This window comes from Bradyrhizobium canariense (assembly GCF_019402665.1).
Classification (GTDB): Bacteria; Pseudomonadota; Alphaproteobacteria; order Rhizobiales; family Xanthobacteraceae; genus Bradyrhizobium; species Bradyrhizobium canariense.
The window spans coordinates 1-26041 of record NZ_VSST01000082.1 but is presented as its reverse complement, the minus strand read 5'-3'; the positions used below and the strand labels follow the sequence as shown (position 1 = coordinate 26041).

Genomic DNA, 26041 nt, shown 5'->3' with positions numbered 1-26041 from the left:
GATTCCGGCGATCAGCTCGCCGCCGCGGCGATGTCCGTGGGCTCGACGGTGTCGACCGGCAGCGCAAACTGCTCGACGCGCTGGTAGCGCTTCTTGTTGAGCAGGAGCCGCGTCACGTCGGGGCGCGAATAATGCCCGGCTGGATCAGCGGCGTTCTTGGCGACACCGATGGCGCCAAGATCGATCTCGGCGATCAAGAGGCCCTCCTGGTCCGGCGCGAGCTTATCGCCGATCTGGCTGCCGTCGGGACCATAGATCGCAGCGAAGCCACCGCCGGCATGCAACAGCGCATGCTTGTCCGGTCGATCACACAGCTCGTCGATCATCGCTTGCGAGACCGTTGCGCAAGGGGCAAGCACGAAGCAGGAGCCCTCCACGGCATAGACGCGCGAGGCGGCGTTATTCACCTCGGCGCCGAGCGCCGGCGCGAACGGATCGTAGAGCGAAAAGCTCGGCCAGGCCGCGACATGGATCTGCTCGTTCTGGGCATACATCGCGTATTTCGACAGCGGCTGGAGATGCTCCCAGCAACACAGGGCGCCGATGCGGCCGATGTCGGGCCGCGCGTGCACGGCGAGATCGCTGCCGTCGCCCTCGCCATAGACCGTCCGCTCGGCATGGGTCGGCCGCAGCTTGCGGCGCTTTGCGATGGTCTCGCCATCGGGCCCGATCAGCCATTGCGCCAGATAAAGACTGCCGCCGTCGCGCTCGGAGAGGCCAAGCACGGCGGTGAGCTTGGCCTTGCGCACGGCATCGCGCAGCCGCTCGGCCTGCGGACTGTCATATGACAGCGAATTGTCGAAATAGCGCTGCACGAAGCCGCGGCCGATCGCCCAGGCCGGCGAATCCATCCAGATGTGCCAGGGGTAGCCGGGGATGAAGGCTTCCGGAAAGGCGATCAGCTTGGCGCCCTTCTCGGCGGCGTCCCTGATCAGGGCGATCGACTTGTCGATCGAGGCGTCGAGATCGAGCCAGGCAGGCGCCGCCTGCACCACTGCGACCTTGTATTTCGGATGTTCGATGCCCATTCCCACCTCCCTTGCCGGTTGATCGGAAGCCAGGTCCGATGCAGTCTATTGGGCCAGAGCCGGGCGGCGGGCGCTCGACCGCGGCGGAACAAAAACTCGACCGGACGGGATTCGCCGACCCGGTACGGGATTTGCCTTTCAGGCGGGACCTGCGCCGACACGCGATATTGCGGGATGTGAAAGGGAGGCTTTGCAGATGCCGATCCAGTTCACCACAGACGACAGCCCAGGCCACCGCCGCCTTGCGCTCTGGCAGGATATTGTCTGCGACGTCTTTGTCGGGCTCGACTGCAAGTCCGATCTTGGCAGCGCCTTTCGCGGCTCGGTCACCCGGGCGCCACTGGGCAAGGCGGAATGCTCCGAGGTCTGTTCCGACCGTCAGCACGTGTTGCGCACGCCCTCGCGCATCGCGCGCTCGGATCAGGATTTCATCCTGATCGCGCTCGGCAATCGCGGCACCGGCGGCGTGGTGCAGGACGGCCGCGAGGCCGTGGTGCACCCGGGAGAGTTTGCGCTCTATGACACCACCCGGCCCTACGAGCTGAAATTCGACGGCATCTTCACGCAGACCATCTTCAAGGTGCCGCGCGAGATGCTGCAGCGCCGGCTCAGCGCGACCGAAACCCTAACCGCCAGCGCTTTCGGACCAGACTCGGCACTGCAGAGGATCGCCTACGATTTCATCTACCGGCTTTGCCAGAGCGCGGATCAGATCGATCCGCACCACGCCGCCGCGCTGTCGGAACAGGCCGTCGATGTCCTGGCGATGGCGCTGGGCGAGCGGCTAGGCAAGACGCCGCTGCCGTCCTCGACCCATCGCTCCGCCCTGCTCTACCGATTGAAGGCGCATATCCGGGCTCATCTTGCCGATCCCGACCTCTCGCTGTCCGAGACCGCAGCGGCGCTCGGCATTTCGTCCCGCTATGTCAACGATCTCCTCGCCGACGAGGAAACCTCGTTCCAGCGCTACGTCCTCGGTGAGCGCCTCGCTCAATGCAGACGCGATCTCGTCTCCCCCGTGCTCGCTCACCGCCACATCAGCGAGATCGCCTTCGCATGGGGCTTCAACGACCTCTCGCATTTTGGCCGCGTCTTCCGCGAGCATTTCGGGATGTCACCGCGCGACTACCGGCAGAGCCAGTCGCGGCATTGACGCAAGGTCTGCCGAGAGCGTCGCCTACGGCACAAGCGCATCGCTGGGAGATGCGACGCGGGCCTTCATCGCTTCGCTCATGGGAAGCTGGAGGTTCTCCCCTTTCGGCGGAATCGGCGACTCGAACCACTTCGCGTAGAGCCTCCCGAATTCACCGGACGCCATCTTCTCCTTGATCGCGGCATCGACGACGGCCTTGAACTCGGGATCTTCCCTGCGGGTCACTAGCCCATAGTAAGAAGGCGCATAGGTGGCCGCCAACATCCGGAAAGCCCTGGGATCCGAGGCGTTCGCGACGAGACCGGCAACCAGGATATCGTCCTCGAACCACGCCGTGGCGCGACCCGTTCCCAGCATGAGGAGCGACTCGGCGTGGTCCTTGGCCTGCACGATCGTCACATTCAGCTTCTGGTCATCGAGGAGCTTCTTGGCGACGCCGAAATTCAGCGAGCCCTGCGTGATGACGACCGTCTGCCCGTCAAGTCCTTTCGGCTCCATCAGCTGCGACGAGGCCGACACCAGCCAGCGCGGCGATGCCACATAGGTCGCAACGGAGAACGCCACCTGCTTTTGCCGTTCGGCCGTATTGGTCGTGCTGCCGCACTCGACGTCGATGGTACTGTTCTGGAGCAGCGGGATGCGATTGGACGCATTCACCGGAACGTATTCGACCTCCAGCTCAAGCCGCTGCAACATGACCTTGACCTTGTCGGCCACTGCGGCACAGAGGTCGAGCGAGAGCCCGGTCGGTTTCTGATCTGCTCCGAGATAGGCGAACGGAATCGACGCCTCGCGGTAGCCGAAGCTGATCTTGCCGACCTCCCTGATCTTTTCCAAAGTCTGACTCGCCGCTTGCGCGGCCCCCATCTCGAGTAGCGCCAGTGATGCGGCGGCAATGGCGAGCTTCGGCGCGTGTACGCGGATCATGTCAGCCTCCAACCAGTTGCTAAGCAGTGGGATTTCGCGACAGCTCGTCGAGACTTTCTCTCAAAGCCCGATCAAGGATCTCAACAGCGCGGTCGATCTCCTCGGTCGAGACGGTCAACGGCGGCGCGATACGCCACACCGATCCGCGCTCGGGGCGGCGGCGGATGTTCATGCTCAGCCCGTACTCGAAGCACTTCTTCGTGGTGAGGCCGCCAAGCTGGTGGGCTGGGCGTCGGCTGTTGCGATCGCTGACCAGCTCGACGCCAAGCAGAAGGCCCATGCCTCTGATGTCGCCGATCTGCTCGTATTTCTGCTGGAGCCCTTCGAACCGGCCTCGCAGGTAGGCTCCCATCTCGTTGGCGCGTGCGACAAGTTTCTCCTCAGTGATCACGCGCAGCACCGCGAGCCCGACCTCGGCAAGCAAGGGATCGGACACGTGGCTGGTGTAATAGGTAAAGTGATCCTCGTGGAGCTTGCTCTCGATCGCCTCGGTGGTCGACACCGCCGCAAGCGGAAGCCCACCGCCGAGCGTCTTCGACATAGTCATGATGTCCGGAACGACCCCGAAATATTCGGATCCGGTCTTCTTTCCGATACGCCCGAAAGCAGTCTGGGCCTCGTCGAAGATCAGCAGCATGCCGCGCTCATCGGCCGCCTTTCGCAGGGCCTCCATGAACGCCTTCGGCGGCACCAGCACGCCGCCGGCGCTGATCACGGGCTCCGCGATGATCGCAGCACCCCTCCCGCTCGACTGCATGTCGAACATTTTCAGGGCGAGTTCGAGATTGGCGAGCGCAGACTCGTCATCGCTGTCCTTCGAGATGTAGGGCCGGTAGGCGTTCGGCTCCGGGATGACGAACACGCCGGGCGGCGGCACGCCATATCCCTTGCGGTCGCTCGCCATCGAGACCGAGGCCGCTCCGCCGGTGATGCCGTGCCACGAGCCGCCGAGAACGAGCACCTCGTAGCCGCCCGTGTACATCTTGGCCATCCGGAGCGCGACTTCGGTTGCTTCCGAACCGGTATTGATGAAGATCGAGCGTTTGAGATCGCCGGGCAGCCAATCCCTCGCCAGCACCTGGGCGAGCTCGGCGACCACTTCGGGGATCATCCCGCTGAAGAGATGGAAGGCCTTCTTTCCCGCCTTCTCCACCGCCGCGACGATGGCTGGATGGTTGTGGCCGATGGTGGCGCACATCTGGCCCGAGGTGAAATCGAGATAGTCGCGCCCATCGCTGTCGGTCACGATCGTCCCCTTCGCCGAGGTGAAGAGGTTCGGAAACACGTCTCCGCCATAGCGGACGAGGAATTCGTCGGCGGCCTGTTTCAGCGCTGAAGTCATGGGTTCTCCTCGGGCAAGCGGCAACGCCGCACAGCCGTGCGGTGTGGCGATGCACTCGCCGTTGTCGGGTCGGTCTTTTGGGGCACGAAGCTGTTGCTTCAGGGCGTTTGCGGTACAAGAATTGCCTGAGCAACAGATAAATTCGTACCGGGCAGACATGATGGGCGCCAGTTCAAAAAACTCAGCAGCCGATGAAGCGGGGTCAACACCGCGGTCGAGAATGCCGCCGCTCAAGGCGCTGTCGGCATTCGAAGCCGCTTCGCGCCACGGCAGCTTCAGCCGCGCCGCAGAGGAGCTCGGGGTTACGCCCTCCGCGATCAGCCACCACATCCAGAAGTTGGAGGATTTCCTCGGCGTTCGTGTTTTTTCGCGGCACGCCGGCCGCGCGGTGCTCACCAATGCCGGTCGCGTCTATGCCGCCGAGATCGAGCGCGCATTTGGAATGATCATGGGCGCGACGCGGCTGGTCGCGCCGCAGTCGCAGCGCAATCATCTGTTCATCGCGAGCGGCCCGAGCTTTGCCGCCAAATGGCTTCAGCCGCGGATCGGGAATTTCATCGGCGAGCATCCGGAGATCGGGATCAGGCTGTCAACTATCGCCGACTTGCGCGAGCTCGATACCATTCGCTTCGATCTCGCCATCGCCTATGGACGCCCGCCCGTCCTCAACGACCGGCAGATCGAGCCGCTCCTGGCTGAGCGTCTGCGTCCGCTCTGTAGCCCGCTTCTGATCGAGCAACTCGGACTTCACGAGCCCGGCGATCTTGCCCGGGCCACCTTGATTCATTCGTCGAACGCGCTGACCTGGACCGACTATCTGCGAAAGGTCGTCGGCACGACGATCAAGGCACGCCACGAATTGTGGTTCGATCGATCCACCATGGCCATCGACGCCGCGGTCGAAGGTCTCGGCGTCGTCCTGGAGAGCGAGATTCTCGCCGCCGACGAGCTGGAAAAGGGCACCCTAGTCGCGCCGTTCCATCAGCCCCAATTCGAGGTCGAGACCGTGTCTTATTATCTGGTGCGGTCCTCCGAGGCCAAAGGCCGCAGCCATGTCGACGCGTTCGAAGCCTGGCTGCGCGCGAAGATCACGGCTGCGAATTTGAAGGGGACAATCGTGGCGTAACGCGTGCGGCCCCAGCAGAGCCGCTATGTGAGCACGCAATAGGACACTGCGCGTGCTTGCTCTACCATCGGCACCAGGCCGCGGGGATCAATCAGCGGCCAGCCGAGGAGCAAATCGATGGAATACCGACGCTTGGGCCGCTCGGGCCTGATGGTACCCGCCTTGAGTCTTGGGACCGGTACCTTCGGCGGCGTTGGCCGCCTCGCTGCATGGGGCACGACTGACGCGACCGAAGCGCGGCGCCTTCTGGATATCTGTCTCGATGCCGGCGTGTCGATGTTCGACACCGCGAACGTCTATTCGCTCGGCGAATCCGAGCGCGTTCTCGGCGAAGCCATCAAGGGCCGCCGCGACAAGGTTTTGGTCTCGACCAAGGCGACGTTCCGCTTCGGCGACGGCCCCAACGACATCGGGTCGTCGCGGCAGCATCTGCTCACAGCCATCGATGCTTCGCTGAGCCGGCTCGGCACCGATTACATCGACCTGTTCCAGCTTCACGGCTTCGACGCCTTCACCCCTCCTGAGGAGGTGCTTAGCACGCTCGACGTGCTCGTGCGCGCCGGCAAGATCCGCTACGTCGGCGTGTCGAACTTTTCGGGCTGGCACCTGATGAAATCGCTTGGCGTTGCCGACAAGCATGGCTTCCCGCGCTACGTCGCCAACCAGACCTATTATTCACTGATCGGGCGCGACTACGAATGGGAGCTGATGCCGCTCGGCCTCGACCAGGGCCTCGGCGCGGTGGTCTGGTCGCCGCTCGGGTGGGGACGCCTCACCGGAAAGATCCGCCGCGGCCAGCCAAAGCCTGACGTAAGCCGCTTGCCCAAAACGGCCGAGTTCGGCCCACCCGTGCCGGACGAGCACGTCTACCGCGTCGTCGATGCGATCGACGAGGTCGCCAAGGAAACGGGCAAGAGCGTCTCGCAGATCGCGCTGAACTGGCTGCTACAGCGTCCGACCGTCTCGACGCTAATTATCGGCGCGCGCAACGAGACGCAGCTGCGCGAAAATCTCGGCGCGGTCGGCTGGTCGTTGACCAAGGACCAGATCGCCAAGCTCGATACGGCGAGCAAGGTGACGCTGCCCTATCCTTACTGGCACCAGCGCACGGCCTTCACCGACCGCAACCCGCCGCCGGTGTAGCGACCGCGCGCGGCGCAGTCCGGCTTGAGCTGCATCAATCCGGCCCGCGCCGACAGTGGCATCGTGCGCTCCCGCGAGGCCGCCCGATGCGCCGATTTGCCATGAAGGCCCTGTTCACCGCTCTCAATCTCAACCGCGCCGAGCGGAGCGGGATCGATTGGGACCGCATCATCCTGATCGCCTCGACCGCCGTGACGGTTGGGCTCGTCGCGCTCTATGTGTTCGGGAAGTCGACCTCGCGCTGGTGAGCCCGCGAAGGCCGTTCCGACCCATGCCCGCGGTGCCGGGAGACCCGCGCCGGGCGCAGGAACCGCCCGTATCCTGCCGGGTTGCGATGCATCTCGCAATTTCCTAGTCCGGAGACGAACCACGGCTCGAATCAAGCCCGCCGCCATCATGTCGCCAGCCCCCATGGAGCACGCCGACGGCCTGCCGCAGCCGCAGCGTGGCCAGGCGGTCCTGACGATTGCGCTCGGCATCATCATGGCAGTGGTCGACAGCGCCATCGCCAACGTCGCGCTGCCGACGATCGCGGCCGACCTCGATGCAAGCCCGGCGTTCTCGATCTGGATCGTCAACGGCTACCAGCTCGCGATCACGATCTCGCTGCTGCCGCTGGCTTCGCTCGGCGAGATCGTCGGCTATCGCCGCGTCTATCTGGTCGGGCTGGTGCTGTTCACGCTTGCCTCCGCATTCTGCGCGCTGGCGCACACGCTGCCGCTCCTCACGATTGCACGCATCGTGCAGGGGTTCGGCGCGGCCGGCATCATGAGCGTCAACGCGGCGCTGGTGCGCTTCACCTACCCCCGCAGCCAGCTCGGCCGCGGCATCGGGCTCAACGCCCTCGTCGTCGCCTTCTCGGCTGCGGTCGGCCCGACGCTCGCGGCCGGCATCCTGGCGTTCGGCAGCTGGCCCTGGCTCTTCGCCATCAACGTCCCGCTCGGCGTGGTGACACTGGTGCTGGGCTTGCGCAGCCTGCCGCACACCAGGCCTGCGAGCCATTCCTTCGACTGGCAGAGCGCGGGGCTGTCCGCGATCACTTTCGGCGTCGGCATCGCGGCCGTCGATAGCGTCGGTCATGGCGAAGCGGCGATCACCTGCCTCGTGCAGTTCGCCATCGCGCTCGTCGCCGGCGCACTGCTGATCTACCGCGAGACCCACATGGCCTCGCCGCTGCTGCCGATCGACCTGTTGCGCATCCCGGTGTTCGCGCTGTCGATTGCAACCTCGATCGCCTCGTTCTGCGGGCAGATGCTGGCCTTCGTCGCGATCCCCTTCTACCTCCAAAGCCGCTTCGGCTATTCGGCGGTGCATATGGGTCTCCTGATCACGCCGTGGCCGATCGCGGTCGCGTTCGCAGCACCCCTCGCCGGTCGCCTGGTCGAGCATTACCCGGCAGGCCTGCTCGGCGGCATCGGCCTCACGCTGTTCGCCTGCGGCCTCGCTGCGCTCGCCTTGCTGCCGGCGGCGCCCACGCCGCTCGATGTGATCTGGCGGATGGCGCTGGCCGGCGCCGGCTTCGGCCTGTTCCAGACCCCCAACAACCGCACCATGATCGCAGCCGCCCCGCGCGAGCGTGCCGGCGGCGCCAGCGGCATGCTGGGGACGGCGCGGCTGCTTGGGCAGACCACCGGCGCAGCGCTGGTCGCGCTGTTCCTCGGCCGCTATCCGATCGAGGGAACCAGGATCGCGTTGCTGACCGGCGTCGGCTTCGCGCTCTGCGGCGCGGCGCTGAGCATGTTGCGGCTGTCGCCCGCGGGCGCGCGCGGCGCCGAGCATGTTCGTGTGCAGGACGACCAGCGCCTGCGCGGTGACTAGCCGAGCCCACGCGCACGCTACCACCCTTCCTATACACAACCGGTGCGTAGCTTAACTATCTGAACCAATGACGTATTGCCCTCCCGCTGTGGTTGCGCTTCAATGGCGTCGGGGAATAAGGGGCACTTCATGCGATCATTTGGAATTGTGGCGCTCAGCGTCATGCTGGGCGGCTGCGCGTCTGTCACGCGCGGCACGACCGAAAATATCAGCATCTCATCAACACCGTCAGGCGTGGAAGCAATTGTCAGCGGAATGGAAGTTCCAACCACCTGCACCACGCCCTGCTCAGTGGTCGTCAAACGCAGCGCCGACATCTCGATTGCCTTCCAGAAGGAAGGCTATGAACCGCAGGTCGTTCCGCTCAGCCGAGACATACAGACCGGCGGAGCCGCCGGCTTTGCGGGCAATCTGTTGCTCGGCGGCGTCGTCGGCATGGGCGTCGATGCAGCGACCGGGGCGGCAACCGATCACAAGCCGAATCCAGTTATCGTAACCATGCAGCCCTCTGTCCCGCACGCAGCGCCGCGCGCTCCGAAAAAGCCGCGGCCGCCCCGCGCGCCGGAGGCTGGGACGTAAGGTCGGCACGACGGGATCGGCTACCTGAGCCTAGTTCCTGCCCGGCCCCGCCACGAGGCAACATCCAGCGCCAAACAAAAAGGCCGGCTCTGCAGCCGGCCCTTTCAATTCATCGCGTGCAGATCAAACCTTGACCAGCGGGCTCTTGGTCGGCCCCTTCGAGCCTCCGGGGCCACCGGGCTTGGACTTGCCCGGCGGGCGCTTGCGGGCACCCGGGAGCTTCTCCTGCTTCGGCGTGACCGGACCCTCGACGAACTCGAAGCCGATCTTGTCCTTGCTCTCGTCGGCCTCGTCCTTGATCAGAACGACGCGGACATGGCCGCCACCCTTGAGCTTGCCGAACAGCACCTCGTCGGCCAGCGGCTTCTTGATGTGCTCCTGGATCACGCGAGCCATGGGACGTGCGCCCATCTGCTCGTCGTAACCATGCTTCACCAGCCAGGTCTTGGCGGGCTCGGACAGCTCGATGGTGACGTCGCGATCGCCGAGTTGCGCTTCGAGCTGAAGCACGAACTTCTCGACCACCGTACCGATCACCTCGACGCTGAGATGGCCGAACGACACGACGGCATCGAGACGGTTGCGGAATTCCGGCGCAAACTGCCGGTTGATTGCCTCGTGGTCGTCGCCTTCCCGCTTCGAACGCGTGAAGCCGAACGCCTGCTTGGCGAGATCGGACGCGCCCGCATTCGTGGTCATGATCAGGATCACGTTGCGGAAGTTGACCTGCTTGCCGTTGTGGTCGGTGAGCCGGCCGTGATCCATGATCTGGAGCAGCACGTTATAGAGATCGGGATGCGCCTTCTCGATCTCGTCGAGCAGCACCACGCAATGCGGATGCTGGTCGACGCCGTCAGTGAGCAGGCCGCCCTGATCGAAGCCGACATAGCCGGGAGGCGCGCCGATCAGGCGCGACACGGTGTGCCGCTCCATGTATTCGGACATGTCGAAGCGCAACAGCTCGACGCCGAGCGACGCCGCGAGTTGCTTTGCGACCTCGGTCTTGCCGACGCCGGTCGGACCCGAGAACAGATAGCAGCCGATCGGCTTCTCCGGCTCGCGCAGGCCGGCTCGCGCCAGCTTGATCGAAGCGGCGAGCGATTCGATCGCCTTGTCCTGACCGAACACGGTGCGCTTCAGGGTCTGCTCGAGATGCTTGAGCACCTCGGCATCGTCCTTCGACACGCTCTTCGGCGGGATCCGCGCCATCGAAGCGATCGTGGTCTCGATCTCCTTGATGCCGATGGTCTTCTTGCGCTTGTTCTCGGCGACCAGCATCTGCGCCGCGCCGGATTCGTCGATCACGTCGATCGCCTTGTCCGGCAGCTTGCGGTCGTGGATGTAGCGTGAAGAGAGCTGCACCGCAGCCTCGATCGCCTCATTGGTGTATTTCAGCCGGTGGTAGTCTTCGAAGTACGGCTTGAGTCCCTTGAGGATTGCGATCGCGTCCTCGACCGTCGGCTCGTTGACGTCGATCTTCTGGAAGCGCCGCACCAGCGCGCGGTCCTTCTCGAAGTGCTGGCGGTATTCCTTGTAAGTGGTCGAGCCCATGCAGCGGATGGTGCCGGAAGCGAGCGCGGGCTTGAGCAGGTTCGAGGCATCCATCGCCCCGCCCGACGTCGCGCCCGCACCGATCACGGTGTGGATCTCATCGATGAACAGGATGGCGTTGGGATGCGCCTCGAGTTCCTTCAGCACCTGCTTCAGGCGTTCCTCGAAGTCGCCGCGATAGCGCGTACCGGCGAGCAGCGTGCCCATGTCGAGCGAGAACACGGTCGCAGCCGCCAGCACCTCCGGCACTTCGCTGTCGACGATGCGCTTGGCCAGGCCCTCCGCGATCGCGGTCTTGCCGACGCCGGCCTCGCCCACGAACAGCGGATTGTTCTTCTGCCGGCGGCACAACACCTGGATCGCGCGGTTGATCTCGGAATTGCGTCCGATCACCGGATCGATCTTGCCGTCGCGCGCCTTCTTGTTGAGGTTGACGCAATAGGTCTCGAGCGCCTCGCCCTTCTTCTTGGCGTCGTCGCTGCCCTTGGTCTCGGTCTCTTCGTCGACGCCGCGCACGGGGCGTGCCTCGGAGACGCCCGGTCGCTTCGCGATGCCGTGGCTGATGTAGTTGACGGCGTCGTAGCGCGTCATGTCCTGCTCTTGCAGGAAATACGCGGCATGACTCTCGCGCTCGGCAAAGATCGCGATCAGCACGTTGGCGCCGGTCACCTCTTCGCGACCGGACGACTGCACGTGGATTACCGCGCGCTGGATCACGCGCTGGAAACCTGCGGTCGGCTTGGCGTCGTCGGCGCCGTCCGTCACCAGGTTCTCGAATTCGGTCTCAAGATAATTGACGAGGCTCGTACGGAGCTTGTCGAGGTCGACGCTACAGGCGCGCATGACGGCGGCTGCATCGGAGTCGTCGATCAGGGAGAGCAAAAGATGCTCGAGCGTCGCGTATTGGTGATGACGCTCGTTTGCGATCGCCAGTGCACGATGCAGGGATTGTTCAAGGCTTTGGGAAAAAGTCGGCATTCGCGTCCTCTATGGCCCCCACCATCATGATCGCCATCGCCCGGTCAGGCAACAACAACCTTTGTCACATATAGTTATACAAGATCGCGGCGAAAGACCGGTTCCGCGACTCAGGCGGCTGCACAGCTGCGGTATTTTTCGATGCAAAACCCGTTCCGGTTTGGCACGATCGGCACCGGTCCGAAATTCCGTAGTTTTGCCGTCTGCAACGAACATCGCGCGCAGACATCACGCGGCAATCACACTGCGACATGCACAAGAACCGGCTGCGAACGCGCCGTGTCTTACTTCTTTTCCATCACGCATTGCAGCGGATGCTGGTGCTTGCGAGCGAAATCCATCACCTGCGTCACCTTGGTCTCGGCGATCTCGTAGGTGAACACGCCACACTCCCCGATCCCGTGATGATGTACGTGCAGCATGATCTTGGTTGCGGCCTCGGCGTCCTTCTGGAAGAATTTCTCCAGCACATGAACGACGAATTCCATCGGCGTGTAGTCGTCGTTCAGGATCAGCACACGGTACAGGTTCGGCCGCTTCGTCTTCGGCTTGACCTTGGTGATGACGGACGTGTTTGGCGCGGAGGGACCGCCCGAACGGTTCTCGTCGTTGCTCATCAGCGGAGCGTGGGCGGCGGCGGCCGCGGACGGATCTGGTCTGGAAGACAGTTGCGGCATGGCTCAGGCGTTCAAATTCCCCACGGAAGCGTATGGCGGTTCGCCGCGCAGCCCCGGCCTTCGGAGCTTCGCACAGGCGCACCGCCTTGTTGGATCGCCGCTTCCAGCCGGTCCGGTCCAAGCCGGATCGGCTTCACCGAATATGGGCCTGCCCCCGGCTCGCCGCAAGCGTGCGACAGCTGGGCCGATGCGGCCCCGGCGGTCCCGATTCCCGGTCCGGGCGATCCTTGCCAAGGTTAATCAATCCGGACTGATTTGACAAAAGCTTCCGCCCCGCCGGTTTAGAAGATGTTGACCAGGAACCCGGCCGGTAACGCGGCTGCGGCGGCTTCGCGCGGGTTATCTCCGGTTTTCTACGGACCCATTTACCCTGCCTTCAATGGCGTGGCGCGAAAACGGGCAAAGTCACAGATTTCCGGGAATCGTCATGTCTCGCCTGCCCCTCGTCAGCCGTATTGTTGGTCGACACCTCTCCCGGTTTGCAGCGGCCGAACAAGGCAATATCGCCGTGATTTTCGCTATCGCGCTGCTCCCGGTTCTAGGCTTCGTCGGAGCTGCAATCGATTACAGTCGCGCGGCCCAGGCTCGTTCCGCAATGCAGGCGGCCCTCGATTCGACCTCGCTGATGGTCTCCAAGGATCTGTCGTCCGGCACCATCACGACCTCGCAGATCAGCACCAAGGCGCAGGCTTATTTCAACGCCCTGTTCACCGCCACCAGCTCCCTGCCGTCGGTCAGCATCGCGGCCACTTACACCGCAAGCACCAGCATGGGCTCCACCATCCAGGTCACCGGCACCGGCACCTACACGACCACCTTCATGAAGGTCGCAGGTTTCCCGACACTCGACGTCGGCGCCGATTCCACCAGCGCCTGGGGTCTGGTGCGCATGCGCGTGGCCTTGGTGCTCGACAACACGGGGTCGATGGCGGACGACGGCAAGATGGCGGCGATGCAGACCGCCGCGAAGAGCCTCGTCGACCAGCTCAGCCCGCTCGCCAAGACCGATGGCGACGTCTACATCTCGATCGTTCCGTTTGCCAAGGACGTCAACGTGGGTGCCAGCAACTACAACAAGTACTGGGTCGATTTCATCGATTGGGACGCGGCCCGCGGCACCAGGTCCGCCAACCACAACAGGTGGACGGGATGCGTGGTCGATCGCGACCAGGACTACGACACCAAGAACACGACGCCCACGAGCGGCAACGCGGGAACGCAGTTCCCGGCCGAACAGTACTCCTACTGCGACACCGGCAGTTCATCCTATCTGCAGCCAATCATGCCGCTGAGCTACGACTGGAGTTCACTCAAGAGCCGGATCGACGCCATGAAGCCCACCGGTAACACCAACCAGGGCATTGGCCTCGCCTGGGGCTGGATGACGCTGTCGACCGGCGATCCCATGAACGCGCCGGCCAAAGACGCCAACTACACCTACAAGGACGCGATCGTGCTGCTCTCCGACGGTCTCAACACGCAGAACCGCTGGTACGGCAACGCTTGGCAAATCGACGCGCGGCAGAAGAAACTGTGCGACAACGCCAAGGCGGCGAACATCACGATCTATACGGTGCAAGTGAACACCGGGAGCGATCCGACGTCCAGCGTACTGCAATATTGCGCGAGCGGCACCGACAAGTTCTATCTGGTGACGAAGGCAGATCAGACCGTCTCGGTGTTCAAGGACATCGGCACGTCGCTGTCCAAGCTGCGCGTGGCGCGCTGAGATCGACACGCCACGACAAACAAAAAAAGCCCGGCTGCTTCAGCCGGGCTTTTGATTCCAGGACGTCAGGAAACGTTAGCTGGCGGCCGGAGTGAACTTCGACACGATGGTCTCGACCGGCTTGAACGCCTGCTTGGCGAGGTCGCCGTAAAGGCCTGCGATCTTCTGCGATTCCGCGACGAAGGACTCGTAGGCGGAACGGGCGAATTCGGTCTGCGCTTCGACGGCCTTGTCCAGCGACTTCACGCCGGAAAGCTTCTCGACGAAGGACTTGGTGTCTTCGAACGACTTCTTGGTGTAGTCGCCGTAGGCGCTGGCGATCGCCTGAAGGCCGTGCTGCATCGAGGTCGCAGAGGCGACGTACTGCTCGAAGTGCTCTTTCCCGTAGCCTTGAAAGTCTTCAACCTTGAACATTCGGAATCCTTTTCCCTAGCTCTCGTCGGGAAGCCCCGGCTCCCTGACTCTGCTCACAATTAGTGCAACGCACAAAAAAGTCAAGAATTTTGTGCGTCGCACAAATTACATACAAAATTCGCCGCGATTCCCGGGGTTTCCCGCAATGGTTCCTTAAGCTTTTGGAAACCGCAGCGCCCTACCTTGATTCCCTGGACGTGTTCTACTTCACAAGCGGCCAAAAGCCGTTGGAGAACATCACCTTAGCCAGAACAGCGGCTCAGGCCCAACGTCACCCGCGGCCAACACCTGCGGAGGACAGCCTGAGCAGGTAATGATCCAGGGTCCCATGGGCACAATTTCGCCTCACGAGCCGGTGATCAAGTCAGAAACGGGGACGGGGTTTCATGCTTCGTAAAAACTTGTCTTCCTCGCGCTTGGCGCGGGTTGGCGTTTTTGGGCTTCTTGCGGTTACCAGTGCGGTCATCTTCACCACAGATGCTGCCGAGGCGCGGCGCCACCGGCGTCACTATGCGCAACACCGCGTGCAGCGCGATGTGTCCGAAAGTTCCAGCCCGAAATTCGCATCGATCATCGTCGACGGCAATTCCGGCTCCGTGCTTCAGGCAACGAGCCCCGACGGGATCCGCCATCCGGCCTCGCTGACCAAGATCATGACGCTCTATCTGCTGTTCGAGCGTCTCGAGTCCGGGAAGATGAAGCTCGACACCGAGATGCCGGTCTCACAGCACGCCGCCGATCAGGATCCGACCAAGCTGAACCTGCGTGCCGGCCAGACCATCCGCGTCGAGGACGCGATCAAGGGTCTCGTCACCCGCTCCGCCAACGACGCAGCCGTTGTGATCGCGGAAGCGATTGGCGGCGACGAGGACGACTTCGCCCAGATGATGACGCGCAAGGCGCGTTCGCTCGGCATGTCCAGGACGGTTTACCGCAACGCCAACGGCCTTCCCAACGACGAGCAGGTCACGACCGCGCGCGACCAGGCCACGCTCGGCCGCGCCATCCAGGAGCGCTTTCCGCGCTACTATCGCTATTTCGCGACCTCGACCTTCAACTGGCGCGGACAGTCGATCCGGAACCACAATCATCTGCTCGGGAATGTCGAGGGCGTGGACGGCATCAAGACCGGCTATACTCGCGCCTCCGGCTTCAATCTCGTGACCTCGATGCGCCGCGGCAACCGCCACCTGATCGGCGTGGTGCTGGGCGGCCGCAGCGGCGGCTCGCGCGACGCCATCATGCGCAACCTGCTCGCGGAGAACCTCGATAAGGCCGCGACCACCCACACCGTCGCCGCGGTCACCGAGCGCAACGGTTCCGATGCCGCTGCCGAAGTCGCCGATGCGTCGGATACCCCGACCCGCTCCGCTCCGCAGGTCCAGGCTGCGGCTGCCCCTGCTCCCGAAGCAGCCCCGTCGCGTCTCGCCGCGCGCCTCTCGACGCTTGCGGCTGCGACTGCCGCGGTGCCGCCGGCTCAGCCCAGATCTGAAGCCAACAGGCCTGAAGTTCGGCCGACAGAATCCAGGATCGAGCCTGCGCCGCTCACCAATGGCGTGATCTCGAGCCAGCCGCTCTCGATCATCCCCGGCTCGTCCGAGCCGATGAAGCCGGTCAGGGTCAAGACCGTCCAGGTCAAGGCCGGCGCCGTGAAGGTCGCCTCCGCCGCCCCGGCTCAGATCGCACCGCAGGTCACGAGCACGATCGCGTCCCGTTCCGACGTCGCCGAAACCTCCGGCGCCGTCGTCGCCCGGGCAGACCTCATCAACAAGCCTGAGGTCGCCAGCCAACCGGAAGCTCCGAGGGCCGAGATCGCCCGTACCGAGCTGCCGCGGCAGCCGGCGGGCTTCGGCACCGGCAACGGCGTCCTCGGCGTCTTACCGGCCGCAACCGCCGCCGCACCTGCCCCGGCTGCTGCGAAGCTCGCGTCAGCCGACCCGGCGCTGCAGCCGATCATGAGCGCCACCATGAAGCCGGTCGTCACCCACAGCGGCTGGATCGTCCAGGTCGGCGCGCTCGAGAGCGAGAACGAAGCCCAGCAGCGCATCGACGCGGCGCGCAGCTCGGCTCGTGGCCTGCTCAGCAAGGCCGACCCGTTCACCGAGCCGGTCGTCGCGAAAGACAATCGCAAGCTCTACCGCGCCCGCTTCGCCGGGCTCGACCGCGACCAGGCCGAAGCCGTCTGCCGCACCCTGAAGCGCGCCGATATCTCCTGCATGACCGTCCGCAACTAATCTTTCGCACCACTCCAATGAAAATGCCCGCGCCTAGCGCGGGCATTTTCATTTTCGGGACGCGGTGGCCGACGAGGCTGTTCCACGACAACCTCTCGTCAAGGATTTACGGTTAAAACTTTACGCAAGGGATCGACCACGCCGACAATGGCGGGCATCGGGCGACGGCAAACAGAGCAAGCAGAGCTCACACGGGACGAGCGTTTGTAGCGTGGTGCCGGAGTTAGCCGTTATGCGTGCGAAGCAGAGTATCCTTGGCCTCGTTTACACGGGCAGCGAGATACGTCGAGCCCCCCTGGTCGGGATGCAGTTTCTTCATCAGGGACTTGTGAGCCCGGCTGATGTCGTCACGCCCCGCCCCCGGCTGCAGGCCAAGGATCTGATAGGCCTCCTCCGTCGTCATTTTGCCGGTCGCCACCGTGCGGCGCTGCCCCCCTGCCGCGTCGCCCTGCGCGTTCTGACGCCAAGCGGGAAACCGGCGGTCCAGATAGCTTTCAAGTAGGGCCACGCTCTCGGCGTCGAACGCCGGGACCATTGCCAGCAGGGCCGCGAGATCGAACTCATCGAGATTGCGCCCGGCGTGAGGCCCGGCGACGATCCGGCCTCCGAGCTGGCCGGAATCGTGATCGAGCCGCATATCCAGGAATTGCGAGCGCACGCGCGAGGCCTGACCGGCCGGGCGCGTCGCGCCCCCGCCGAACAGCCCGCCGATATTGCCGAAGCCGGCGTTTGCCATCGGTGTCCAACCCAGGAGCCCGGCACCGAATATCCCGAGCGGGATCGCCACCACCAGTTCGCCCTTCAAGCCAGTGAACGCTGCGACAGCCAGCGCGACCACGCCGCCACCGAACCTGATCGCGCGTGCCAGCACCGCTGGGTTGGCCGAACGGAACATCTGGAGCAGCAGATAAAGGGTAATAACAGCGATAGCGCCGGCAATCAGGGTCATGGCCGGAATATAGTCGGCCTATCGCCAAAAAGCATCGTGTCCTTGCGCCCCCGCCGACCGCGCGCCAGCGCTACTTCATCTGGCCGATCAGCCTGGCCGCGCCACTTGCGGTCTTCGCCAATTGCAACAGCGCCTCGCGTCCGCCGGCCGCGTAGGCGGCGGCTGCGCGCAACAGCTCGCGCAACTGCGCCGCCGCGCCCGGATCGAACCGGCACCAGGCACCGCCTGTCAGACGCGCGATCTCGCGAAAGGCCTGCTCGGCCACTGAGTCATGGCCTTCCTGAAATACGAACACAGGCACCTTGAGCATGCCGAGCTCGCCTGCCTTGGCGCAGAGCTCGTCGACGTTCTCCTCCATGGCGTCGCCGACGAAGACAACGGCGCGCACGCCGGATGCGACCGCCTCGCGCCGCGACTCGCTCAGCACCTTGCCGATCTGGGTGTCGCCGCCACGGCAATCGATCTTGCCCATCAGCGTCGCAAGCCTGGCGCTGTCGGAGATCCATCCCGTGGCGCGGCACTCGTTGAAGCCGCGATAGTAGACGAGCCGGATGTCGAGACTGCCGAGCGCGGCGGTCTCACGGAACATGTCGGCCTGAAGCGCGCAGGCCATGTCCCAGGTCGGCTGCCGGCTCATCGTCGCATCCAGCGCGAAGATCAGCCGCCCTTTCGCACCGGGCGCATGCGGTGACAGCGCGCGCGCGCTGGCGACGAAGGCGGCAATGTCCTCAGATGTCGAGGTCCCCGCCTGCGGCACAGCGCCATCTGGTTGTGCCGAGACGGCATCGCGGCCGCGCGGTTTGATGGGCTCGCCGGACATTCCTTGACCCTTGCGTGAGCGGCTAATGTGGTCAGCGCATGCAGCCAGGTCAATGTGCAAAGCTCCCGCAGGCGGCAGCCGGCGGAGGCTTTGAAAATCGCTATCGACGACGAGGAAGGCGTCAGCTCTTGGCAGGCGCCATCAAAGCGACCGGCCCGGGCTCGAGAATCTTGGGCGGGGACGATTGCGTGTCGACCGGCGCCACTTCGCTGTCGGTCGCGCTCAGGAACTTGTCGAGCATGCCCTGGATCGAGTTCTTGGCCGCGTCCGGACCGGTGTCGCGCATGTCGTTGTGCTGGAATTCGGTCTTCACGACCTGGATGCCGGCCTTCTCGCATTCCTCGTCGGTCGGGATCACGCCCGCATCGGCCTTGAACTGCGGATCGGTGGAGCGGAACGACAGGATCTTGAACTTGCCGGCGGTGACGAAGGGCACGCGAAGATTGTCGAGCGTGACGACCTTCTTGACCTCATCCGGATACTGCTTGGCGAAATACATCGTGATGTCGCCGCCCATGGAGTGGCCGACCATCGTCACCTTTTCGTAGTCGGCGTTGGGCTGAACCTTCTTCATCTCCTGCATGGCGAGATGGATGTTGGCGACGCCGCGCAGGATCTGCGGCAGTCGGCCAACATAGATCTCACCGGGCTTGGTCACCATCGGAGGATCGGTCGGCAAATCATGCTGCGGGCTGACGACGAGGTAGCCGCGCGCGGCGAAAATGTTGGCGAGGAAGCCGTACTCGGTGTTCTTGACGGTGTTGCCGTGGTTGATCACGGCGACCGGCATCGTGATCATGCCGGCATTGGCCTGCATTTCCTTGTCACGACGGATCGCGATATCGACGGGCACCGCACGGTTGTCGCGCGAGGCATCGTAGAAGGTGATGGTCTCGTGCCTGATTGCCCACTTGCTCGCCGTGAAATAGGCGACGCCACAGAGGGCACTGACCGAAACCAGAACGGCAATTCCACGCTTCATTTTCGTCCTCAGCCTCAGGCTCTTGCGGCCTGAATCCCTGTTGAAAATCGTGTTCTTCCGGAGCTCTTCGGCCCCTGGTCGCCTATTCCCTAATATATGTCACAGCCGCGTGACAGGAAGGCTAAATATTGTGAACCATCAGCCCTTTCATTGTGCGGCGCACACGTTTCTTGGGCACCCGGTTCTCATACGGCTACGTCAGGGTGCACGTCACCTTCCGACGCAACCTGTCTCGATCGGGTTCAATTTTGCAGTAAACGCGGGGTGAAAACGGTTGAGTGCGGGCTCGGTTCCCGTGGGAACCGGCCGCTTGATCGACTGGAAGTAGCTATATACCGACGCCTAGGCGCCGAGGATGTCGTGGACCTCGAGCGGCTTGTCGACCTGATTGAACCACTCAGCGCGGTTGGCCGCGCGGCGGCGTCCGCGCTCGTCGAGCGGAAGCTTGAGCTGGCGGAGCAGGCTCGTCACCTCCTCCCGTGCGGTGAGATGGCCGAGATTGGGCCGCATGCCGAGGGTGGCCTCGTCGATCTCGTCCAGCGCGGTCAGGCCGCGCGGGAAGAACTCGCGATAGACGACGCGTTCGGCGAAGCCGTCGACGTAGCGGAAGCCGAGCCGTAGCGACAAATCCTTCAACCCCTCGGCAACGAGCTGCTTGTTGCGGGAGCCGAGCATCGACAGCCGGTTGCGCACCACGATCCAGTCGGTGGTCGCGCCGTCGAGCTGGCGGCGCTTGCGCCTGACATCCCGCACCATCTCGGCATAGTGGCTTTCGCCTGTCACCGCGTAATTGGCGGGATCGACGGTGCCGAGCACATCGAAATCGAGGAAGCTGTCGTTGATCGGGGTCACCAGCGTGTCGGCCATCGAGTGCGCAAGTCGCATCAAATAGCTGTCGGTGCCGGGCGTATCGATGACGATGAAGTCGAAACTGCTCTCGACCGCCGAGACCGCCTCCATGAACTGAAGGAACTCCGAATTCTCATTCTCGGCGACCTGCATGGTCTCGCCGAGCTTGATGCAGCGATGCAGCGGCAGTTCGAGGTCGAGCTTGGTGCGGCGCGCCCAGGCGGAACGGTTGTTGATGTAGTGAGTAAAGCTCTGCTGACGGCAGTCGAGGTCGATGGTGGCGACGCGCTGGCCGGCTTTTAGAAGCGCGACCGCGATGTGCAGGGCGGTGGTCGACTTGCCGGAGCCGCCCTTCTCGTTGCCGAGCACGACCACATGCGCCGAGCCGGACTGGCCTTGGCTAGCTTGCACAAGCATCGCGATCCTCAACACCCCTAACGAATATCTTCGAGTTGGCCGCGTCTGCGGTCAAGTGAAATGCGTGACAGGCAATACAAATCGCGGCGCGCCGTCCTTCGTCATGAATCGTCGCGCCGCTTCGCGTCTGTGATCCAGCCCACAATGTCGCGACGCTTGCGCAGCTTTGCGCGGGATGCTGTGCCGCATCCGGATGCGTGGCGTCCATGGTCGCCGCTTGTTAAGGTTAGCCTGCCGGGCGCCGGGACGCGCTCGCCGATTCCCAACCCCGTCGAGTTCTGATGTCACGCAGCCCCTTGATCGCCCGCACGGTCCCCACCTTGCGACGCGCCGTCGACAATCTTCGCAAGCGAAAGGCCACGATCGCGCTGGTCCCGACCATGGGAGCGCTCCATGACGGTCATGTGTCGCTGGTGCGCCTGGCCAAGCGGCGCGCGAGCCGCGTCGTGGTGTCGATCTTCGTCAATCCGACCCAGTTCGCCCCGACCGAGGACTTTGGCGCCTACCCGCGCACCTGGAAATCCGACATCGCCAAGCTCGCCGCCGAGGACGTCGACATCGTCTGGCACCCCGGCGCCGAGGCCATGTATCCGCAGGGCTTTGCCACCCGCATCGTACCGGAGGGACCGGCGCTGGCCGGCCTCGAGGACCGCTTCCGCCCGCATTTCTTCGGCGGCGTCGCCACCGTCGTCGGCAAGTTGTTCACGCAGTGCCGGCCGGATGTCGCGATCTTCGGCGAGAAGGATTTTCAGCAGTTGCGGGTGGTGGCGCAGATGGCCCGCGACCTCGACCTCGGCGTCAAAGTGATCGGTTCCCGCACCGTGCGCGAGCGCGACGGGCTCGCGATGTCCTCGCGCAACGTCTATTTGTCGCCACGGGAGCGGCAGACCGCAACGACGCTGTACCGCGCCATGAAGGAGAGCGCCGGGCGCATCCGCGCCGGCGAAGCGGTCGCAGCCGCAATGGCGCGCGGAGCCGCGATGATCACCGCGGCCGGCTTTGAGCTCGACTATTTCGAGGTCCGCCATGCAGCGACTTTGGCGCCTGTCGCCTCGCGCAAGGACGGGCCGTTGCGCATCCTGGTCGCGGCCAAGCTCGGCACGACCCGGCTGATCGACAATATCGCGGTTTAGAGCAGCCCGAGATCGCGCAGCTCGCGCCGCATCGGCTCCGGCATCGCCGCGATCGAGCCGGCGGCGGACTTGCCGAGATCGGGCGGCACGGAATCGTCGGCAAGGTAGCGCCAGCCCTGGAACGGGCGCATCGGCCGCGGCGACACCGGAATCACCTTCGGCTGCATCACGATCCGGCAGCGGCCGATGCCGTCCTTGTCGCGGAACGGCTCGATGCCGATGATCTTTTCGCGTGCGGCGACCTCGCCCTTGATCACCCAATAGAGCGAGCCCCCCGACAAGATCTCGGCGTCGCGCTTGGGCACCATGCGGGTGATGTGGATGTGATGTTGCGGCAGACCCTTCTTCTTGGCGGTCTGTATCCGTTCGGCCGTCCACTCCTTCAATTCCTTGACGGATTCGCAGCCGACGGCGAGCTTGATCAGATGTAGTGGCATGCCCCAGCATTAGCCGGGCAGCCCCGCATTTGGAATGCCGATCTACTCGTTATCCGCAGCCGGGGGAGCCGCGGCCGGCGGCGTGAGCGGAACCGGTGCTGCCGCTGGTGCCCGCGCAGCCTTCGGCGCAGGCGGCTTCTTCGCGGCGGGAGCTGCGGCCTGTGCCGAGGCCGCTGCCGGGGGGCGCGGAGCCGCCGCGTTCGCGGTGGGCGCCGCCTGACGCGTCGGCGGCTCCGGATTCATGATGCTGACCGGCGGCGTCGACGAGGCACTCGGGAACTCCGCACTGGTCGGCTTGCCCGTCGGCATCGACGGCGGCAGTCCGGCAAGGGCGGCAGTGGCGGGCAACGATTGCGCTGCTGCAGGCGCATTCCAGGTCGGGGCGTAGCGCGCGACCAGCGTGTCGTAGAGATGGGAATCCATGTTGGCGGCGACCTGCTGCTGGTCGGTCAGCGAGCGGAAGGCCGCGCAGTCGAACTGCGTGCAGCCGTCGCGTACGACCAGCACCTGCGCGACCAAGCCATAGCGATCACGTTCCAGCGATTTGCGCAGCACCTTGATGTCGGGCGTCAGGCTCTTCTCGGCGGTCGCGGCATCGCCGAGCGCCATCAGCCGGTCGATCCTGGCCGCGGTCGTGGAGACGGCCGCAGCGGCCACGTCCGGCGCGCCGAACAGCGCCTTCTCGCAGCCGATGGCCACGGCATCGCCGGCGAGATCGTCGAGACAGGACAACGCCGGCAGGCTCGCGGTCATCGCGGCCTGCGCGCGCGCCTCGGTCGGGGTGGTCTGCCCTGCCGGTCCATCGACGCGCACAACAGCAGCCATCGCGATGGTGATGGCGAGCAGCGTAACAACGGTCAGCGCGCCGTTGGCGACCGACCGCTCGGCGCGCTGCAGCGTGACCAGGAGGATCAGTCCGAAGAAGCCGGCAGCCGCCAGCATCATCCACATTGGAAAGGCCGGCGAGCGCCAGATTTGGTCGAGCGACGAGGCCCATGCCCAGTTCATGCGCGACGTCCCCTCACGCGAGCAGAGAGCGAATGGTCAAAGCGAGCACCGAGAGTCGGCAGCTGCCCCCGGCCCACCTTTTGAAGGTGAAGCGGGCCTTTTGACGGCGGCAGAATACAAATTCCCGGGGACGCGCCAATGCGCGGGTAGCGTCGGTCTTCAGGACAGCGCGAGCTGGCTTTCCTTGGCGACGCGTTCAAAAGCCTCGGTCGAGCTCTTGATCCGGTACTGGCAGTCGTCACCATCCGTCGGCAGCAAGCGGATGATCTCATACGAGCCGCTGGCAGCAGGGCGTGCGACATTGCTGGCCGTGAACAACACGCGCGATCCAATAGGGAATTTGTGCTTCAACACCCTCTCCATCACTCAAACAACGCCTGCCACGCCCGTGGTCCCACTGCGTCGGCCGGCCGGAAACCCGGCCGCTGTATAGCATGCGGCGGGCTTTTTTGGCCAGCAGTATGCGACATGGCAAACGTGCAAATTTTGCAGTTATTTCAGAGTGATGCCGCCAGCCGGTGATACCGCTGGAACCCGTTCCTCAGGCGCTATGGGGCAAATGGCCGTCGGGGCTTGCGTGATCCACGGCTTTGGGCAGTTCCTGGGCCAGAATCTGGCCCAGCTGGTCGACCGGGATGTTGTAGCGCGCAGCCAATTGGCGGACGGTGTCGCTGCCGAGCACGGTGCGGAGCTGGTCGGCCGAGATCGGCAGGTTCTGGCCGTTGCCGAGCCAGGATTTGACCTGGTCACCGAACCCGGCCTGCTGGAGCTTTGCGACGATCGCGCCGAGGCCGCCCTGATTGTTGCTGCCGAGCACCTCGCTCAGCACAGTCGGCAACACGGCTGCCCCGAGCTGGCCGAGCGCGCTCCGCAGCGCCGGGTTGTTCTCCAACGAGTCCAGGATTCCCATGATAACCCCTCTCCTTGCCCGCAGCTCCCCGCGATTGAGCGCCGTCACGCGCCGTGCCGTCAAGCCGCGCTCAATCACATTCGCGACTACACGTTCTCGAACTTTTCGATGACAAGCGTTTCGGCGAGCCCGTCCCGGGTCCATTCCTGCAACGCCGGCAGCGCCAGCATTGTGTCCATGTAGGCCTTGGTCTCCGGCGTGACCTCGATCGCGTAGGTGCGGAAGCGGTGCACGACCGGGGCATACATCGCATCCGCCGCGCCGAAGCGCCCGAACAGGAACGCTCCGTTGGCGCCATACCGGGTCCGGCACTCCCGCCAGATCTCCTGCACGCGCACGATATTGGCTTCGGCGTCCGCCGACAGCGTCACGGGGCGCACCGGGCGGTGCAGGTTCATGCCGCATTCGTTGCGAAGGGCCATGAAGCCGGAATGCATCTCGGCGCACACCGAACGAGCATGGGCGCGGGCGGCGGCGTCGTCCGGCCACAGCTTCACTTCCGGGTAGCGCTCGGCGATGTATTCGATGATGCTGAGCGAATCCCACACCGTGATGTCGCCGTCGACCAGCACCGGCACCTTGCCGGCGCGGCTGAACGAGATGATCTGCTCCTTGTCCGCGGGATTGTCGGTGTAGAGCGGGAGGAGGGTCTCCACGAACGGGATGTCGTTGGCGCGAAGCGCGAGCCAGGGCCGCATCGACCATGACGAGTAATTCTTGTTGCCGATTGCGAGTTTCAGCGCAGCCATGTCATCAGTCCTTCCCGATACGCCTTGAAGCGAGCCACTTTTAACGCCATCGCCTGCCGCCAATCAATCGTTGCTGCACCTCGCCATGCGTGGCAAGCGTTGCGATCCTCTCCAGGAGACTGACATGAGCAGGCATTGGGTCGACATCACAGCCGTCGGCTTCTTCATCATCGAATGGCTGGTCTACGCGCTGACGCTGGAGCATTCGGCCTATGGCCGCGACAGCCTGTCGGCGCGCATGAACCGCTACCGCGAGGTGTGGGTGCGCCGGCTGCTCGACCGCGACGCGCGCATGGTCGACATGCAGATCATGGCCTCGCTGCAGAACGGCACCGCCTTCTTCGCCTCCACTAGCCTCATCGCGCTCGGCGGCGCGCTGGCGCTGCTGCACGCGACCAACGACGCGATCACGATCTTGAGCAAGCTGCCGATCGATCTCAGCACCTCGCCCGCCATGTGGGAGCTGAAATGCGTCGGCCTTGTCCTGATCTGCGTCTATGCCTTCTTCAAATTCGCCTGGTCGTACCGCCTGTTCAACTATGTCGCGATCCTGTTCGGCGGCATGCCGGCGGCCTCGCAGCGTGACACGCCGGAGGCCGAAGCTCATGTGATCCGTACCTCGCGCCTGTTCGAATCCGCCGGCCGCCATTTCAACCGCGGCCAGCGCGCCTTCTTCTTCGCACTCGGCTATCTCGGCTGGTTCGTCAGCCCCTGGGTGTTGTTCGTCACCACGGCAGCCGTGGTGATCGTGACCTGGCGGCGGCAATTCGCCTCGAGCGCGTGGGAGGCGATGGCGCCGGAGTTGGTGGATGGTGATGAGATGAAGCGCGGTCGTTGACTCGCGCGTGTCCCGCACGCGACGGAATGCGCATTCGTAGGATGGGTAGAGCGAAGCGAAACCCATCACGCTTCTTCTTCGCGGAAGCATGATGGGTTCCGCAAGTGCTCTACCCATCCTACGCTTTCCAGACACAGCTTTGCATCCTCGCGGCGCGTTTCGCCCGAGCTTTGCTTGGTCGCTCCACCCTCAAAGCCAAGAGGGCGCAGGGAAGGCCGGGTGCTGACCTCGCACCCGCGGTCCGCTGCGC

25 protein-coding genes are annotated in these 26041 nt (G+C 64.3%); 10 read left to right on the top strand and 15 right to left on the bottom strand.

Annotation, left to right across the window (positions count from 1 at the left end):
• Positions 1-11: 11 nt before the first annotated feature.
• The gene (locus FXB41_RS34560) at positions 12-1028 is read right to left on the bottom strand and encodes a carbon-nitrogen hydrolase family protein (protein WP_219684919.1); all 1017 of its coding nucleotides are present in this window, start codon (positions 1026-1028) and stop codon (positions 12-14) included.
• A gap of 196 nt (positions 1029-1224) precedes the next feature.
• Here FXB41_RS34560 and FXB41_RS34555 point away from each other — a divergent pair, with 196 nt between their 5' ends.
• The gene (locus tag FXB41_RS34555) at positions 1225-2181 is read left to right on the top strand and encodes an AraC-like ligand-binding domain-containing protein (RefSeq protein ID WP_219684918.1); all 957 of its coding nucleotides are present in this window, start codon (positions 1225-1227) and stop codon (positions 2179-2181) included.
• A 24-nt stretch (positions 2182-2205) separates the two neighbouring features.
• Here the strand turns inward: FXB41_RS34555 and FXB41_RS34550 are convergent, their stop codons facing one another.
• Together FXB41_RS34550 and FXB41_RS34545 are read right to left on the bottom strand one after the other, a co-directional pair.
• The gene (locus tag FXB41_RS34550; protein WP_219684917.1) at positions 2206-3108 is read right to left on the bottom strand and encodes an amino acid ABC transporter substrate-binding protein; all 903 of its coding nucleotides are present in this window, start codon (positions 3106-3108) and stop codon (positions 2206-2208) included.
• Between the two features lie 19 nt (positions 3109-3127).
• Positions 3128-4450 (bottom strand): aspartate aminotransferase family protein, encoded by a 1323-nt coding sequence (locus FXB41_RS34545; RefSeq protein WP_219684916.1) that lies wholly within the window; start codon positions 4448-4450, stop codon positions 3128-3130.
• Between the two features lie 220 nt (positions 4451-4670).
• On the opposite strand from FXB41_RS34545, the gene FXB41_RS34540 reads away from it, so the two are divergent.
• The 5 genes from FXB41_RS34540 (at position 4671) to FXB41_RS34520 (ending at position 9116) form a co-directional block, all read left to right on the top strand.
• Positions 4671-5576 carry a LysR substrate-binding domain-containing protein gene (locus FXB41_RS34540; RefSeq protein WP_219684915.1) on the top strand — a complete coding sequence of 302 codons (906 nt, stop codon included), beginning with the start codon at positions 4671-4673 and terminating at the stop codon, positions 5574-5576.
• Positions 5577-5693: 117 nt separating this feature from the next.
• Positions 5694-6719, top strand: a complete 1026-nt coding sequence (locus FXB41_RS34535; RefSeq protein WP_219684914.1) for an aldo/keto reductase — start codon at positions 5694-5696, stop codon at positions 6717-6719.
• An 86-nt stretch (positions 6720-6805) separates the two neighbouring features.
• Entirely contained in the window at positions 6806-6967 is a 162-nt protein-coding gene (locus FXB41_RS34530; RefSeq protein ID WP_219684913.1) for a hypothetical protein, read from the top strand.
• 148 nt (positions 6968-7115) lie between these two features.
• Positions 7116-8537: an MFS transporter gene (locus tag FXB41_RS34525; protein WP_051058504.1), complete on the top strand. Its 1422-nt coding sequence runs from the start codon at positions 7116-7118 to the stop codon at positions 8535-8537.
• A 129-nt stretch (positions 8538-8666) separates the two neighbouring features.
• Positions 8667-9116 (top strand): PEGA domain-containing protein, encoded by a 450-nt coding sequence (locus FXB41_RS34520; RefSeq protein ID WP_219684912.1) that lies wholly within the window; start codon positions 8667-8669, stop codon positions 9114-9116.
• A 123-nt stretch (positions 9117-9239) separates the two neighbouring features.
• Here the strand turns inward: FXB41_RS34520 and clpA are convergent, their stop codons facing one another.
• Together clpA and clpS are read right to left on the bottom strand one after the other, a co-directional pair.
• Entirely contained in the window at positions 9240-11645 is a 2406-nt protein-coding gene (gene clpA / locus FXB41_RS34515) for an ATP-dependent Clp protease ATP-binding subunit ClpA (protein ID WP_007603241.1), read from the bottom strand.
• Positions 11646-11929: 284 nt separating this feature from the next.
• Positions 11930-12262, bottom strand: coding sequence for an ATP-dependent Clp protease adapter ClpS (clpS, locus tag FXB41_RS34510; protein WP_018455182.1), 333 nt, complete (start codon positions 12260-12262; stop codon positions 11930-11932).
• A 487-nt stretch (positions 12263-12749) separates the two neighbouring features.
• On the opposite strand from clpS, the gene FXB41_RS34505 reads away from it, so the two are divergent.
• The gene (locus tag FXB41_RS34505) at positions 12750-14051 is read left to right on the top strand and encodes a vWA domain-containing protein (protein ID WP_219684911.1); all 1302 of its coding nucleotides are present in this window, start codon (positions 12750-12752) and stop codon (positions 14049-14051) included.
• A 75-nt stretch (positions 14052-14126) separates the two neighbouring features.
• On the opposite strand, the gene FXB41_RS34500 is transcribed toward FXB41_RS34505, so the two are convergent.
• A complete protein-coding gene (locus FXB41_RS34500) occupies positions 14127-14465 on the bottom strand; it encodes a phasin family protein (protein WP_219684910.1) in 339 nt (112 codons plus the stop codon).
• A gap of 386 nt (positions 14466-14851) precedes the next feature.
• Between FXB41_RS34500 and FXB41_RS34495 the strand changes: the two genes are divergently transcribed.
• Positions 14852-16699: a D-alanyl-D-alanine carboxypeptidase gene (locus FXB41_RS34495; RefSeq protein ID WP_219684909.1), complete on the top strand. Its 1848-nt coding sequence runs from the start codon at positions 14852-14854 to the stop codon at positions 16697-16699.
• A 223-nt stretch (positions 16700-16922) separates the two neighbouring features.
• Here FXB41_RS34495 and FXB41_RS34490 read toward each other — a convergent pair whose 3' ends face one another.
• The 4 genes from FXB41_RS34490 to FXB41_RS34475 all read right to left on the bottom strand — a co-directional run bounded on the left by FXB41_RS34490 (position 16923) and on the right by FXB41_RS34475 (position 20716).
• Positions 16923-17648 (bottom strand): DnaJ domain-containing protein, encoded by a 726-nt coding sequence (locus FXB41_RS34490; RefSeq protein ID WP_219684908.1) that lies wholly within the window; start codon positions 17646-17648, stop codon positions 16923-16925.
• Positions 17649-17718: 70 nt separating this feature from the next.
• The gene (locus tag FXB41_RS34485; RefSeq protein WP_219684907.1) at positions 17719-18468 is read right to left on the bottom strand and encodes a vWA domain-containing protein; all 750 of its coding nucleotides are present in this window, start codon (positions 18466-18468) and stop codon (positions 17719-17721) included.
• Between the two features lie 121 nt (positions 18469-18589).
• A complete protein-coding gene (locus tag FXB41_RS34480; protein WP_007603233.1) occupies positions 18590-19450 on the bottom strand; it encodes an alpha/beta fold hydrolase in 861 nt (286 codons plus the stop codon).
• 342 nt (positions 19451-19792) lie between these two features.
• The gene (locus tag FXB41_RS34475) at positions 19793-20716 is read right to left on the bottom strand and encodes a division plane positioning ATPase MipZ (RefSeq protein ID WP_007603231.1); all 924 of its coding nucleotides are present in this window, start codon (positions 20714-20716) and stop codon (positions 19793-19795) included.
• A 281-nt stretch (positions 20717-20997) separates the two neighbouring features.
• Between FXB41_RS34475 and panC the strand changes: the two genes are divergently transcribed.
• Entirely contained in the window at positions 20998-21849 is an 852-nt protein-coding gene (panC, locus tag FXB41_RS34470) for a pantoate--beta-alanine ligase (RefSeq protein ID WP_219684906.1), read from the top strand.
• Here panC and FXB41_RS34465 read toward each other — a convergent pair.
• From FXB41_RS34465 to FXB41_RS34445, 5 genes are all read right to left on the bottom strand, one after another.
• Positions 21846-22286, bottom strand: coding sequence for a DUF1489 family protein (locus FXB41_RS34465; RefSeq protein WP_085395609.1), 441 nt, complete (start codon positions 22284-22286; stop codon positions 21846-21848). The two genes, panC and FXB41_RS34465, sit on opposite strands and share 4 nt — an antisense overlap.
• A 42-nt stretch (positions 22287-22328) precedes the next feature.
• The gene (locus FXB41_RS34460) at positions 22329-23294 is read right to left on the bottom strand and encodes a hypothetical protein (RefSeq protein ID WP_007603228.1); all 966 of its coding nucleotides are present in this window, start codon (positions 23292-23294) and stop codon (positions 22329-22331) included.
• 159 nt (positions 23295-23453) lie between these two features.
• A complete protein-coding gene (locus FXB41_RS34455; protein ID WP_007603227.1) occupies positions 23454-23657 on the bottom strand; it encodes a hypothetical protein in 204 nt (67 codons plus the stop codon).
• A 178-nt stretch (positions 23658-23835) separates the two neighbouring features.
• Complete coding sequence (locus tag FXB41_RS34450; protein WP_219684905.1) at positions 23836-24204, bottom strand: YidB family protein; 369 nt, start codon at positions 24202-24204, stop codon at positions 23836-23838.
• A gap of 86 nt (positions 24205-24290) precedes the next feature.
• Complete coding sequence (locus FXB41_RS34445) at positions 24291-24953, bottom strand: glutathione S-transferase family protein (RefSeq protein WP_219684904.1); 663 nt, start codon at positions 24951-24953, stop codon at positions 24291-24293.
• 124 nt (positions 24954-25077) lie between these two features.
• Here FXB41_RS34445 and FXB41_RS34440 point away from each other — a divergent pair, with 124 nt between their 5' ends.
• A complete protein-coding gene (locus tag FXB41_RS34440; protein ID WP_219684903.1) occupies positions 25078-25791 on the top strand; it encodes a DUF599 domain-containing protein in 714 nt (237 codons plus the stop codon).
• Positions 25792-26041 lie beyond the last annotated feature (250 nt).

Coding starts and splice junctions, on each gene's coding strand:
- panC (WP_219684906.1), top strand. CDS start 20,998: ATGTCACGCAGCCCCTTGATCGCCCGCACGGTCCCCACCTTGCGACGC.
- FXB41_RS34530 (WP_219684913.1), top strand. CDS start 6,806: ATGCGCCGATTTGCCATGAAGGCCCTGTTCACCGCTCTCAATCTCAAC.
- FXB41_RS34525 (WP_051058504.1), top strand. CDS start 7,116: ATGTCGCCAGCCCCCATGGAGCACGCCGACGGCCTGCCGCAGCCGCAG.
- FXB41_RS34480 (WP_007603233.1), bottom strand. CDS start 19,450: ATGAAGCGTGGAATTGCCGTTCTGGTTTCGGTCAGTGCCCTCTGTGGC.
- FXB41_RS34485 (WP_219684907.1), bottom strand. CDS start 18,468: ATGTCCGGCGAGCCCATCAAACCGCGCGGCCGCGATGCCGTCTCGGCA.
- FXB41_RS34550 (WP_219684917.1), bottom strand. CDS start 3,108: ATGATCCGCGTACACGCGCCGAAGCTCGCCATTGCCGCCGCATCACTG.
- FXB41_RS34460 (WP_007603228.1), bottom strand. CDS start 23,294: ATGAACTGGGCATGGGCCTCGTCGCTCGACCAAATCTGGCGCTCGCCG.
- FXB41_RS34465 (WP_085395609.1), bottom strand. CDS start 22,286: ATGCCACTACATCTGATCAAGCTCGCCGTCGGCTGCGAATCCGTCAAG.
- FXB41_RS34455 (WP_007603227.1), bottom strand. CDS start 23,657: ATGGAGAGGGTGTTGAAGCACAAATTCCCTATTGGATCGCGCGTGTTG.
- FXB41_RS34555 (WP_219684918.1), top strand. CDS start 1,225: ATGCCGATCCAGTTCACCACAGACGACAGCCCAGGCCACCGCCGCCTT.
- FXB41_RS34520 (WP_219684912.1), top strand. CDS start 8,667: ATGCGATCATTTGGAATTGTGGCGCTCAGCGTCATGCTGGGCGGCTGC.
- FXB41_RS34490 (WP_219684908.1), bottom strand. CDS start 17,648: ATGACCCTGATTGCCGGCGCTATCGCTGTTATTACCCTTTATCTGCTG.
- FXB41_RS34545 (WP_219684916.1), bottom strand. CDS start 4,450: ATGACTTCAGCGCTGAAACAGGCCGCCGACGAATTCCTCGTCCGCTAT.
- FXB41_RS34440 (WP_219684903.1), top strand. CDS start 25,078: ATGAGCAGGCATTGGGTCGACATCACAGCCGTCGGCTTCTTCATCATC.
- FXB41_RS34505 (WP_219684911.1), top strand. CDS start 12,750: ATGTCTCGCCTGCCCCTCGTCAGCCGTATTGTTGGTCGACACCTCTCC.
- FXB41_RS34445 (WP_219684904.1), bottom strand. CDS start 24,953: ATGGCTGCGCTGAAACTCGCAATCGGCAACAAGAATTACTCGTCATGG.
- FXB41_RS34560 (WP_219684919.1), bottom strand. CDS start 1,028: ATGGGCATCGAACATCCGAAATACAAGGTCGCAGTGGTGCAGGCGGCG.
- clpS (WP_018455182.1), bottom strand. CDS start 12,262: ATGAGCAACGACGAGAACCGTTCGGGCGGTCCCTCCGCGCCAAACACG.
- FXB41_RS34475 (WP_007603231.1), bottom strand. CDS start 20,716: ATGCTTGTGCAAGCTAGCCAAGGCCAGTCCGGCTCGGCGCATGTGGTC.
- FXB41_RS34535 (WP_219684914.1), top strand. CDS start 5,694: ATGGAATACCGACGCTTGGGCCGCTCGGGCCTGATGGTACCCGCCTTG.
- FXB41_RS34450 (WP_219684905.1), bottom strand. CDS start 24,204: ATGGGAATCCTGGACTCGTTGGAGAACAACCCGGCGCTGCGGAGCGCG.
- clpA (WP_007603241.1), bottom strand. CDS start 11,645: ATGCCGACTTTTTCCCAAAGCCTTGAACAATCCCTGCATCGTGCACTG.
- FXB41_RS34540 (WP_219684915.1), top strand. CDS start 4,671: ATGCCGCCGCTCAAGGCGCTGTCGGCATTCGAAGCCGCTTCGCGCCAC.
- FXB41_RS34495 (WP_219684909.1), top strand. CDS start 14,852: ATGCTTCGTAAAAACTTGTCTTCCTCGCGCTTGGCGCGGGTTGGCGTT.
- FXB41_RS34500 (WP_219684910.1), bottom strand. CDS start 14,465: ATGTTCAAGGTTGAAGACTTTCAAGGCTACGGGAAAGAGCACTTCGAG.